This is a genomic window from Mycobacterium sp., from assembly GCF_965277065.1.
GTDB lineage: Bacteria > Actinomycetota > Actinomycetes > Mycobacteriales > Mycobacteriaceae > Mycobacterium.
The window spans coordinates 939240-952202 of record NZ_CBDIBT010000019.1 but is presented as its reverse complement, the minus strand read 5'-3'; the positions used below and the strand labels follow the sequence as shown (position 1 = coordinate 952202).

The 12963-nt window shown below is 61.2% G+C and carries 6 protein-coding genes; 3 read left to right on the top strand and 3 right to left on the bottom strand.

Annotation, left to right across the window (positions count from 1 at the left end; translation table 11 throughout):
* Positions 1–79: 79 nt before the first annotated feature.
* The 3 genes from ACQY5A_RS21805 to ACQY5A_RS21795 all read right to left on the bottom strand — a co-directional run bounded on the left by ACQY5A_RS21805 (position 80) and on the right by ACQY5A_RS21795 (position 2740).
* Positions 80–1735: an NERD domain-containing protein gene (locus ACQY5A_RS21805; RefSeq protein ID WP_428342373.1), complete on the bottom strand. Its 1656-nt coding sequence runs from the start codon at positions 1733–1735 to the stop codon at positions 80–82.
* Between the two features lie 76 nt (positions 1736–1811).
* On the bottom strand, positions 1812–2138 hold the full coding sequence (locus ACQY5A_RS21800) for a hypothetical protein (protein WP_428342372.1): 327 nt from the start codon (positions 2136–2138) through the stop codon (positions 1812–1814).
* Positions 2138–2740 (bottom strand): hypothetical protein, encoded by a 603-nt coding sequence (locus ACQY5A_RS21795; protein ID WP_428342371.1) that lies wholly within the window; start codon positions 2738–2740, stop codon positions 2138–2140. Before ACQY5A_RS21795 ends, ACQY5A_RS21800 begins: the two co-directional genes overlap by 1 nt.
* A 795-nt stretch (positions 2741–3535) precedes the next feature.
* On the opposite strand from ACQY5A_RS21795, the gene ACQY5A_RS21790 reads away from it, so the two are divergent.
* The 3 genes from ACQY5A_RS21790 to ACQY5A_RS21780 all read left to right on the top strand — a co-directional run bounded on the left by ACQY5A_RS21790 (position 3536) and on the right by ACQY5A_RS21780 (position 12922).
* Complete coding sequence (locus ACQY5A_RS21790; protein ID WP_428342370.1) at positions 3536–5536, top strand: hypothetical protein; 2001 nt, start codon at positions 3536–3538, stop codon at positions 5534–5536.
* A gap of 976 nt (positions 5537–6512) precedes the next feature.
* Positions 6513–11933 carry a DEAD/DEAH box helicase gene (locus tag ACQY5A_RS21785; RefSeq protein WP_428342369.1) on the top strand — a complete coding sequence of 1807 codons (5421 nt, stop codon included), beginning with the start codon at positions 6513–6515 and terminating at the stop codon, positions 11931–11933.
* Positions 11930–12922 carry a PD-(D/E)XK nuclease family protein gene (locus tag ACQY5A_RS21780; protein ID WP_428342368.1) on the top strand — a complete coding sequence of 331 codons (993 nt, stop codon included), beginning with the start codon at positions 11930–11932 and terminating at the stop codon, positions 12920–12922. Before ACQY5A_RS21785 ends, ACQY5A_RS21780 begins: the two co-directional genes overlap by 4 nt.
* Positions 12923–12963 lie beyond the last annotated feature (41 nt).

The window sequence follows — 12963 nt, the reverse complement described above, 5'->3', positions numbered from 1 at the left end:
CGCGGAACCTAGAGTGTCGCCGCAACAAATCGGAAATCGCTGAGGCCATTACGACCCACCGCTGAGCGACAACTGGCGCCTAGTCCGATGGAAGGTGCAACCGGTGGGCGAGATCTGGTCCTCCGACTTCTCGGATGAAGTCCGGGTCGGCACATACGACTAGTTGGTCGCGCGCACGGGACAGGCCGACGTAGAGGCGTTCGCGGGACCGTTCGAGCGCGGACTTCTCGTTGACGACGAGCACGACTGCGCGGCGTTCGAGTCCCTTGAAGCCCAGAACGTGGCCGTAGAAAACCTGGTCGGCATCCCAGAAGCTGTCCCAGTACGCAGCGTTGCCGGCGGCTTGGCGTTCCTTCTGTTCGGGGTGGCGGGTGCCGGTGGTCAGCAGCGCGACGTCTTCCGGGCGCCATCCTTCCTCGAGGAGCAGCTCGACCTCGTCGTCGCCGGCGTTCATCGCATCATGTTGCGAGCAGGCGACGAACTTCACGGCGGGCCCTTCGCCGCCGAGGAAGCGCATGGGGTGGTCGACGAGCGGTTGGAACGCGTTCGCGATCTGGCGGGTGTTGCGAAGGTTGTGGTCGAGGACCAGTGGTACGAGTGGCACGGGCGGAGAGCCGTGCCGATTGAACACGCGCTGACCCTCGTCCGTGAAGACGTAGAGGCCGCCGGTCTCGTCATCTTTGAGGGCCGCGAGGAGCGGATCCCACCATGCGTCGGCGAAGTCTTGGGCCTCGTCGACGACGATCGAGTCAAATCGGTGGTCAGGATCGAGTTGTGTTGCCAGATCAGCCATTTGAAGCGGCAAGTCGTGTTCCCAGAATTGGACGGTCTTCTCGGTGCGTAAGGACTCGTCGGGTCCTTTGGGTGCTCCCCACCGTAGGCCGAGTGCGTGGAACTCGCCGACGTACGCCAGGTGATGCCGCCGCCAGGTGGCGGTGATGCGCTCCAGGTAGGAGGCCAGACCGTGTGAATAGCACAGTAGGGCCACGCGCTGGCCCTTCGCGGAAAGCCGACGGGCCTGTTCCACAGCGAGGAAGGTCTTGCCGCTACCGGCTCCGCCGCGTATCTCGACCCGGTTCAGCAATTGGATGGCGTCGAGAATGACGGCCTGATGTTCAGTCAGTGCGTCCGCGGCGTCCTGGCTGGCCAGCGCACGCGCGACGACACTTCGTTGCGGTAAACCTCTGCCGCTCAAGGCCGTTGAGAGTTGCTTGATGCCCTGCCGGCTCAGTAGTGGGCGTTCTAGCTCGTGCCTATAGATCACGTATTTGAGCTTGTCGAGGAGCGTCGGGAGCTCGTTGCGGTCGATGACCTTCCATCGCGGGCACTCCGGTAGGGCGAAATCGTCGGCTATCTCGGTGTTAGGTAGGACCACTACGTGGTCCCAGCGCAGCCGACCCTGACTCCAGCGCGCATCCGCCTCGACGAATTCACGCAAGGCATAACAGGCATCGCGGGCCTGGCGGACCGGATCGATCTTATGTTCTTGGCCTCCTCGCTTCTGCCACCATGTTTCACCGTCGTGCCAGACGTCACCGCCTTTGACCTCGACGCAGACGATGCCGGCACCCTCGATCGCGACGACGAAGTCGACCTCGTGGTCCTTTAGATGGTCGGTGACACGCTGGCCGGGAATCACCAGGTCGTTTGCTTGGAGTTGCTCCTGAAGGGACCGGTAGACCTTGCGCTCAGCTTCGTTGGCTAGGCGGGGCGTTTCTTCCTGGATGATTGTCACGTCGTGGAGCCTTTCGAAATGCCATCAAAATTTCGCGACGGTTGGATCGGTGACATTGCCGTGACGGCCAACAAGATCACTCGTTTGCCATCGCTGCCGAAGCCCGAGCAGCGACGACTGCCTCTCGATAATCGCTCATCGCTTCTCTGAATGCGCTAACTGCCAACGGGTCCAATAGTGGGAGCCCAACGGTGTATCGCGAGCAAATGAGCTTCGTTGCCAGCCGTCCGGTACTCAACACCGAAGTGCAGCCGGCGACGAACTTATCGAGGTAGGCGATGCGCCGGCCGAAAAAACTGTCATCAGGCTGAAAGAGTGCCAATTGGTCTAATGGAAGAATCCGGCCGATCACGGGCGGTGGTTGTAGCCGCGACCAGGCGCCTTCGGTGTAAGGCTTCAACATCACCGGAATCGCAACATCTCGGAACAAAGCGTGCTCGTCCGCTGCAATATCTGCTGGATCACCGAACCTTGGCGGTCAGTCAGCGGCGCGAGCCAGGATGGTAACCAGACCAGGTTCGGCACGAAGGAGTACAACCATGGGTCTTCTCCGGCCACTTGTGCCCCTGGCAAGTCGCGCCAGATATGACACGCAGTGAAGCCCCGCCAGGGTCTTTGGCCGTCGTATGGATGTCCCTGGGGTGCAGAAATAGCGGATGAGAGCGGCAATTTCTTGATGATCGAGTTGTCATCACGCAGGTAGCCGTCAATTCGCGGTGCGCCCCACGACTCGGGGCCGTGGTCGTATCGACAGGATCGGTCTCGTACGCACCACGGAGTTAGTAGCGGCAGCCGGGCGTAAGCCTCTGCTGACCACCAAACCCCCAGTCGAAGAATTAGGTCGTAGGTGACGGCGAGAAATTCGTCATTTGTCTCCGCTTTCATGCCATCCGCGAGGTAACGGTAAAGCGCGGTGGAGCGTGGAGCTTCGCTTGCAACAGTGCTGGTTACGCTCAGTCGATTCAATTCGGCAATGATCTCGACGGTTGCGTCAACGCCTTTCACGCCCGAGATCCTAGGTGACTTCACAGCGCCTTTCGCGGCAAACAGACGGGCGCTAAGACCCCGAGTTCGATCAACTGATCAGGCACCAAGACGCCCCGTCTCTGGGCCCAGCCACCACCGGTGCGGCGGCCTCCTTCCGCGACGTTGGTAGTTCACAGCTCGCGGCACCAACGAGAATTCGAATGGGCTTCCGCGGCAGAACTTTCCGAGAGGCAATGGCTTTCTGCGGTCTAGCTGATAAGGCGAAATCTTCACCAGCTGCCGGCCGCCACATTGGTAGGAACCTGTGATGCCGCTAGCGTTCGCTTCAAATATCCGCTTTGGGCTGCGGGCTGGCACGGTCACGGCAGCAGCCTGTGAGCCGCGTTGTTATCGGTGAAGTGCGCGGGTAAGCGTTGCTGCTCCCGGATGTCGCGGGATGCATTGCCCGTAGCGGGTTCGGCAATTTCATGGCGCGGCGATGGTTGCGGCGGTGCGGCGGGTGCTGTAGCAAGAGCGGCCCACATGTCATTTGCCCGTATCATCCAAACTTTGTGTCGGCAACGCTGGCGGTCTACCGCGACAGCGATCCTTCGGCGCGCAGGCGAATGACGGCTCGCAATTAGGATGCATTGCCCGATTGTGAGTGCGCCTGGTAGCGCGGAGGGGGCGGACCGTGCCAACAAGCTTACGGCGGCATCAAAGGACCTCGAGCTCATCAGCCGCTGCTGCCTAATGCCCCTGAAAAGTGCTCAATATGTTGGTCGGCCTGAGTAGAGTTCCTTCGCATTGTTGCGATCCTTAACGGAGGGTGGCTTGCCTAATCTCCACACCTGGGATGGGTGGCAGCTCGCGCTGGCCCGACGTTTTCTCAGGCCGAACCTAGTAGAAGACCCAGTAATCTTCTTCGTTGATGACGTCGAGCTGACAGGAATTGATGGTGACGGTGCACGTGCCCGTTTGGTGAGCGTCGTCGCAGCGGAGTTGCAGGCAGCTGATTCGCCGTATGGAGTCATGCTAGCGCGGGCGGCCGGATGGACGCCGGACGCGACGGATCAACCACCGACGCTTCCGCTTTTGGCAGTAACCGTGCTGGCTGCCACGGACATGCAAGCTTCCGCCGGTGTGTCGTCGCAGGATTACTACACCCGCCTGACTCAGCTTCTTGCTCCTGACGGTAATCAGGCCACTTGGCGAAAAGCGCTTGAAGCACACTTTCCAGATGTCGCCGCCGCGTGGCGCGATCTGCATCAATGGATCATCGGCCCGGGCGGAAGGACCTCAACAATCGTTGAAACTCCGTATCCGGCGTATATCGGATATCCCTTGTCCCAAGCCCTGATCCGGCGCTCAGACCAGGATGCACTCACGCTTTTCTGGGAGAGGGCGGGCCTTGAACCTGGCGATGATCAGCCGGCAGGAAGCGAACTGCTCCGGGACCTGAGAGAGTGGATGAAGCCATATCGTGGCTTCACAAAGCCCTTCCAGAAGACGGTCGCGACAGTCACTGGCAAGGTCGGGCAACTTTTCCAGGAACTCCTGCGACAGGCCGCCCGCGATTGGGATGGCCGGGTGCGCGACCGAACCGGACGTGTACTTCCGCGATGCCGACTATCTGCCTGGGAAGACGGCCACGTTGCACAGCTGGAATGGCTGATCGGGCCACCCGAGGATCCCGACGAGCTATCGGTGTCGCCGTTTCAGCAGGCCGACCTGCTCAAGGGCTTTCGTGATGCCGGCGGAGCTCAAATACATCCTGCAGCTCCCGTCATCGTGATGCGATTCGATTCCGCGCTTCAGCGTTGGGCGGAAGTCACGGATTTCCGGCTTAACCAAGAACACGCGCTTATCTGGAACTCCGACTTATGGGCCCAAACCGCGCAGGAGTTCGTCACTTCCTCGTATAACGGTTCCTTCAACATGATCCGACTGGTGCCTGGTTCGCCAAAAATCCGGGGCGCCTTCGGCATTTTCTTCACCAAAAGCAACGTCCTAGAAGCAGCGCTGTCGAAGGCGGCGCTGAAGGGCCTTGTCTTCGAGTCCCAGCAGCGGCCCCGCCTAGCCCTAGTTGACGGTCTCAAAATCTCTAATGCCCTGGGCAAACGCGTGTACGTCATCGGTGGGGCAGCTGATTTGGTACTGCCTGCCGGCAACCCTGGTCAGATGGTCGACGTAGCCCTTGACGGAAGCGTCACCACATTTCGGCGAAGCGGCCTTTCGTTTCCCCTGAAACCGTTCGGTCTGGAACCTGGCTGGTACGGCATCTCTGCCGACGAAACCACCTTGCATTTTGAAGTCACCGACGAACCAGAGAAAACACTTGGCCGACCCGACGCTCAAGTCATCGCACGGAAGCTCACCCCGCAAGGAGTTGCCCTGGACGCCTCGGGCGAGACTGACGCGATTAGGGTTCGAGGTGGGCTCATAATCAACCCCGACGGACGTCCGCGGCCAGATCCCTGGGATATCTTCGCGATTGCCCGCCGACAGATGATGGCGACATATCTCCTTGGCCCCAAGGGTCACATCCGAAAGGTCACTGAGCCGGCACGCACCGATCTGTGGACCCTCGTCGGCGGTCCGTCCGAACCGCTAACTTTCTCGGTAAGCGTTCGCCCCACCGAATACTGGATGGTTCAGGTTGGCGCTACCCGCACACTCGTCGAATCCGTCGGGGGGACGCGCAGCAGGGCATTCTCCGACGCTTCCCCGAACACGGATGTATCCCTGTGGCGGATGATCATCGCTCAGGCGGCCGAGTCCTCGAGCTCCCCCGAATGGCGCGCATTCGTCGCGCAATCAAAGGCACAATGGTGATTGATGACGGCGACGCCTTACTGCTGTGGGCGACTGGGGAGCGCTCCGGAACGATCGCGGCGCTCACCGACAAACTCTTGTGGTTCGCCTCTGCGGCCAGCATCCCGTTGCAGAGGCACCGAGGAGCTGAGTTCAGCTGGATCGATGACGTTTCCGCGCTTGGCTGCCTGGACGTGTCCGGATCCCGCAACCGCTGGTCGATCACTCCGCCGACACTGACCAGACTTCCGGCGTTAGACGGGCTGCTACTGATGACCGGGGGACGGTCTGGCCGACTCGCGCGCGCGCTTGATCGTCTAGAGGCTAATTGCGACACGTGGTCCACCAATCCTTCGCCCGGGTCAGCGCTGCCCCTTCCTCGCTCGGTGTATTTGCAACCTGGAAGCGAGACAGCAGTTCGCGACGCCGCGGACGAGTTGAGAACCGTCGAACCAGATTTGATCTTCACTAGTTGCAGCTCAATAGCTCTATCAGTAACGCTGGGGAAAGTCGCAAGCCTGTTAGCTGACATCGCCAGCCCAGTCGGCGACGAAGGAGGAACTCTTCACGTCATGAACCCCGCGAACCTGTGGACGGTGCCAGGCGTCGCGAACGATTCTATGTGGGACATCGCACCTGTTCCCGTGGAGGGGGCGGTGCATCGGTGGGATAGCCGTTCCGGCAAGCGATTTGGGCTCCTAACTTCTGAAGGATGGCTGGGCGGGCCGCGAAGTGCCGTGCTGTACGCCGGGCTGGCGGTCGCTAGAAATAGCGTGCTTAAATGGCAGCCAGACGTGGGAGCGGCCGTCGCTGGCACACTGCTGGTCCCCACAAAAGTCGGTTTGCCTGCCATGCACGACAGGGTTGCGACGATGGCGACAGGGCTGAGGCCGGCCCGGGGCATCACAGTAGTGAAATACCGGGGGATCCCGACGGAAACAGGCCGCAAAATCGCCGACAGCCTCGGACAGGATCTAGAGATGTTAGGGACACACTCATGACGGCAACACCAGACCCCATCGAGCTATTCGAGAGCCTTCAGGAAACCTACTTCCGCTACTACAACACGCCCTTTCGCCTCGCTAACGACAAGCTCAACGAAGAGCGCCGGGCTCGGCTTGACCGCGCCGGAGGCGTGTGGCAGCCACCTCTATACGAAGCGCGGCCCCGGTATGAATCGACCGGGCACTCGCTTGCCGATTCATGCCAAACCGTCGGCGCCGAACCAGAATTGGCAGATTTCATATCACTTGGGATGTTCAAAAATATTCCCTCGATGTACTGGCATCAGGAAAAGGCTCTGGAAGCCGCGTTGCGCGGCGAAGACTTAGCTGCCATCCCAGGCACAGGATCGGGAAAGACCGAGACGCTCTTTTTGCCCGTGATCGCCCGGCTTCTTAAGGAGTCCCAAAGGTGGCAGGCAAATACGAGGGCCATCAACGACTGGTGGGCCCGCGCTGGTGACCCGTTTCTGCCACTTCGGCAGGCTGAGGCCGGGCGGCCGCAGGCAGTCCGGGCTTTCGTGCTCTATCCGATGAACGCTCTTGCTGATGACCAACTCGTGCGGCTGCGCAAATCGCTCGACAGCGACGACATTCACCAATGGCTCGATGCGAACCGACAGGGGCACCGCTTCTATTTCGGGCGCTACACCGGTACCACTCCTGTCCTTGGCGATCCGTTAAACAAGACCGCCTTGAATACCTTGCGTGAGTACATGCGCGACACGTCCTCGCTCTACGCGGCGGCGCGCACAGAAAGCGAGAAGAAATCGTTCTTCCTGCCTCGCCCCCTCGGGGCCGAAATGATCTCGCGATGGGACATCCTCGCCCATCCCCCCGATATCCTCATTACCAACTACTCCATGCTGCACGTGATGCTCATGCGGGACCATGAGCAAACCCTGTTCGAGAAGACTGCCGCGTGGCTTAACGACGACCCCAGCGCCGTCGTTTCGCTCATCGTCGATGAAAGCCACCTCTACCGCGGGACCGCCGGAAGCGAAGTCGGATACATGATTCGCCTGCTGGGGGAAAGGCTCGGCCTCGCATCCGCCCCGGAGCGCCTGCAGATCCTGACCGGTTCTGCATCGCTGCGCAGCCCGCGCGACGCGGCTTTTTTACAGCAACTGTTCGCGAAGGATAAGGCGTTCACTTTTGTTGACGGCAAGTACCTTCCAGTGCCTGCGCAAACTGTGACACTGGATACATACGTCAGGCAGTTTGAGCAGCCTGCCGCCGATACGACTGCCGCTGATGAGATATTTACTACCACGGGAGCTGAGGAAGCGCTGCTGTCCGCATTTCATCGGGGCAACCCCGAGCCCGCGCCAGCGGCAACGCGCGAAGAACTCTCTGAAAGGCTGTTTCCCGAAGCAGCGGACCGCGACACCGCAACCCGCAATTTGCTGCGGGCAGCGGCGCTGAGGAGCGCGACTGGTCCTGCCCCGCTGCGGATGCGTACGCATTTTTTCTTTAGAAACGTCCCAGGAATCTGGGCCTGCACCGATCCCGCCTGCGCCGCGGTCACTGCCGAAGGAACCTACGCTGATGCGGACCGGACCGTGGGCCGGCTCTACGCCGAGCCGCAGACGCGCTGCAGCTGCGGAGCTCGTGTTCTAGAACTTCACTACTGCCAGGACTGCGGAGACGTATATCTGGGTGGATTTAGCTCCACTGACGCGGTGAGATCGCCCGGGGCCGTCCACTCCCTCCTCGCTGACGTCGGTGACCTTGCCCGGTTGCCCGATCAGGCCAAGATCGAGCGCTTACCGACGAACTACATCGTCTACTGGCCGCGCGCTGACCGCCGCCCTGTCGAAACCGAGTGGGGCATAAATGCTCTCAAGTCCAGTTACCGCAAGGCGGATCTCAAGACAAAGACCGGCGATCTGAGCATCCTGGGCGCCCGCGCCGGAGATCCCCCTACCGGCTGGGTCTTTCAGCTGACGCCCAACTTGAGGAGGGGGAAATTCGAGGTTGACCCCACCGTATCGACAGCATTTCCGACGATCTGTGCGTCGTGCGGCGCCGACTGGGAACTCAAATTTCTTAAAAAAGAGGATCCTGATCGCTACCGCTCGCCAATTCGCGGTTTGCGCACCGGCTTTGAGAAAATCAACCAGGTTCTCGTTGGCGAACTCGCCGACGCACTCGGGGAGAAGGACCGCAAGCTCATCCTCTTCTCAGATTCGCGCCAGGACGCCGCGAAACTGTCCGCAGGCCTCGGAATCCGCCACTATCAGGACCTAATCCGCGCGGTGTTCGTCGAACAGATGTACTCTATGAAGCCTTTCGACGGCGCCACCGTTTGGCGCGCACGAGACTGGTACACCCGCTCCAAAGGCGGCGAGGACGAAAAGGCCGCGGCCGCTGAGCTGCGGGAAAGGGCCGGCGCAGACGGAGTCCGGCTGCGTGACATCTGGGAAAGTGGTGGCGACCCAGACAAGGAAGCGCCGCTGATCGCCGCATTGACACGCCTTCCCGCCATCCCCCAGATCCACCTGCGCGTCCAGCAGCAGCTGCTGGCCATGGGCGTCAACCCCGGCGGCCCCTATCCGCGCTACTCCACGACCGCGGCAGATGAACCTTGGACATCAGTGTTCGACTTCTCAGTGCAACCCATCTCCGCGCGCGGAAACCTGACCTCAGAACAGGACTCGCTTCGGCGCGGAATTGAAGGCAATGGCCGTGGAGAGCTCTACCGCGCACTTGCTGGAGGCGCCGGACGCGACCTTGAGAGTCTTGGCTTAGGATGGATCGCTAAGCTTACGGACTCAGCCAGCGACGACACCCCCGGCGACATCGGAATTGCCCGGGCGAGCTTGCGGCTTCTGATCCTGCGCAAACGGCTCGATGGCATCTATAGGCCGGCCGGACCGCATCGCCCAGCCTTCCTCACGCAATTCTGGACAGCGCTCGGCGACCCCAACACGATCGAGGACGATTGCCGACGGGTGTGGGGCTCAACGGTCACCTCAGACTGGGTGGTGAAGCCCAACGACCTCGCGGTCAGACCGCCTGCACAACAATGGATTTGCACAAAGTGTCATCGCCGGCATCTGGTTTTCGGCGCGGGCATCTGCACACGTTGCCGGAAGCCGCTGCCACCCCAGGCAGAGCCCTACACAGCAAGCACCGACGACTACTACGCGTGGAAAGCCCAGACGAAAAACGGCCGATTCCGTTTCAGCACCGCTGAACTCACGGGACAAACCGACCGGTCGGATGCACAGAGCCGCCAGATGCGATTCCAGGGTGTCTTCCTCAACAGTGACGCGGTCAAGTTAGCCGACGAACTTGACCTCTTATCTGTCACGACCACCCTCGAGGCGGGAATCGACATCGGCGACCTCAACGCAATCGCCATGGCCAACATGCCCCCCACTCGGTTCAACTACCAGCAGCGCGTCGGCCGTGCGGGCCGCCGCGAAACCAACGTTGCCTACGCGCTCACCGTGTGCAGGGGCCGTTCTCACGATGAGTATTACTTCGAACGCCCCCACGCCATCGCTAATGACGAAACCCCAGCGCCATACCTGACTTTCAATCGTGAGGAGATCTACTCGCGGGTTCTGCGGTCCGAGATTCTGCGGCGGGCCTTCCTCGCCAGCAGATCGGCAACCGGCGACGCCCCTACCCTCAATCCCCACGGCGATTTCGGTCCATGCGCGGAGTGGCCAGCTAATCGCAGACTCATTGAGCCATGGCTAACAGCAAACCACCCGGAAATCGCGCGCACAGCGTCCACACTTGCTGCAGGAACCTCCGTGACCCCGCCCGACCCCACGTCGTTCCTGAAGACACTTCTCGACAAGGTGGGAACCATAGCCCAAGATCCGCATGGCCCCGATGAGCTAAGTGAACGTCTTGCCCACCGCGGCATGCTGCCGATGTTCGGATTCCCAACGCGAGTGCGGTATATGTACCTCAACAAGCCTTTCAGCAGCTATCCCTGGCCTCCTGCCAATACAGTCGATCGGGATCTGTCACTCGCCATTTCGGCGTTCGCGCCAGGGGCGGAAACCGTGCGTGACGGCAGCACTTACCGGTCTGCCGCGATAGTCGCGTTTCAGCGCGGCGGCTTCAGGCCCGTCCCGGTCGCCGAACCCATGGGCCCGCCGCGAGAATTAGATCGATGCCGCGCGTGCCTCCATGTCGACGACGCCAACACGGCGATCCCCCACGACCCTCTCGCAGTGTGCCCCCAGTGCGGAGCCGACCCCACGCTTTATGGCCGCATCGATGTCCGCGAACCTCTTGGTTTCGGAAGCCGGCGAGGCGAAGACTTCGACGGCACTTTTTCCTGGGCCAGCCGGGCCGGTTCGGTAAGAGCTCTCGGAGACCCCATCAAGCTTCCCAGCACGACTCATCAACAGATGGAGGCTCGGAGCGGTTCCGGCATGCGCCTGGTACTCAACGACAACGGCGGCAAGAATTTCCGCTTCAGAAAGGCTAAGCCCGGCACCCAAAACAATCAGGCGTACTGGCCTGGCTACTACGCTGTGGAAGCGCTGGACTGGCCAGGAGTGATCGACGAACGTCACCTTGAATCCGCAGTGCTCGAAGTGGCGCTTGGAGCGGCCCAGCACACAGACATCGCTTTTTTTGGCGGCCTCGTCCAGGCGGACCCGGTTGCTGGTATCCGCGCGAATCTCGTCCGCGCCTACCAGCCAGACACCCGCGTTCCCGATCTTACTGACGGGCGTCGAGCGGCGTGGTATTCGCTGGCCTTTCTCATCAGAACTGCCGCCGCTGCACACCTAGATGTGCAGCCTCAAGAATTCTCAGCGGAGGTGCATATTGGCCGGCGCGGCAGCGAGCGTGCCGTGTGGACGTTCCTCGCAGACACCCTCGAAAACGGTGCGGGCTTTAGCACCCACCTTGCAAGCGCGCGCGAGTTTCCCGCGTTCGTCGCGCGGATTGAGACCCTCATTTCCGATTGGGAAAACGACGACCATGGCAAGAACTGCTCTGCCTCCTGCTACAAGTGCCTGCGCGACTACGCCAACATGTCCTACCACGCCCTGCTGGACTGGCGACTGGCCCGCGATCTGTTTCGGGTGTCGCTGGGTCAGGGCCTGGCGGTTTCCCCCGATTACGGCAACGAGCTGCTAACTGCCTGGGCCCAGGCATATGGCGCAGCGCCGGTAACCCAGACGTCCGCCGGTGCCTACACGATGATCACCCGTGGGGCACGCGCCGCTGCGGTCATCGTTAGGCATCCATTGGAGGCCTATGAGGACGGCAATGACGGTGTCGTCACTGCCCGGCTATCCGACACCGCTGGTCAGGTCTACGGCGCGGAGACACCCGATGCCATCGTCGTTGTCGACTCCCTCGTACTCGACCGGACGCCGCGCAACGCGCTCAGCCTGATCGACTCGGCGCTAGCCAGCCAGGTCAGCGTTTCCTGGTGAACGCACTGCCGTGGATCGACGCCAGTAAGGCTCACCTGCTTGCCGCGTGCGCACTGCGATGGGTAACAGAGACCAGAACAGGCCCGAATTCGCGGCGGTCGGCGACCGGAGGTGGGTGGTCTGCTGCCACACTGGGGATTCAGGCACACAAAGCCCTCGAACAATGGGTACTTGAATCCGATTGGCGCAAAGCTAATCCGGGCGAGTTGTTACAGCAACGCTTCCACGCTCTAACAGAGTCCAACAGCCAAGGCGTGGGTGCGGCCAGAATCATTGCTTCAAAACTGGCCGTGCGCGGACGCGAACTTGCCCATAGCCTCAACGCAGCACGCTGCCAAGAAGTAGTGCCGGAGCTGTTCGTCAGCGACGATCACCGGCGCTTGCGGGGCGGCATGGATCTTGTGGCCATCGGCGATGATGTCATCCACATCTTTGACCTGAAAACCGGGCAGGGCTACATTCGCACCCGGCCAATGCCACCCGCTGCTCACCTGCAATTGGCTGTCTACTCAGTGCTCGCCACAGGCAAATGGCAACGACCGGCGACAGTGAGCATACTGAGCCTAGATACCGGCCTAATCGACGACAGCGAACTTACTGCGCAGGCGGCCGAGGACATTGTCAAAACCCTCGAAGAAAAACGTAAGGCGGCGGTCGCCGCAGCAATTCCTCCCGCAGTCGCCTCCCCTGAAACCTGCCGCTGGTGCCCTCTTCGGCGCGCGTGCCCAGCGCACTGGGCCGCCGTCGAGGCGCGCTCAATCACCGACGCTCTAACAGGCACTCTGGAACGATGTACCGTGTCGGCCAATGGGCACGTAAGTGTCGTATTGCAGACCCCTGAAGGCCGACAACTCGTGACTGGCCTGTCCGCTGTCCCCAACGTCGTTGCCGGAGATTGGGTAGCCGCCCTGCGGGTTAAGCAACTTGAGGACGAACCAAACGTGTGGCATGCCAACGTGACCTCGGCAGTTGAGCCCATGAACCTGTGAACCGTGCGACTTCAAGCACGGACACTCATGTAGCCCGATCG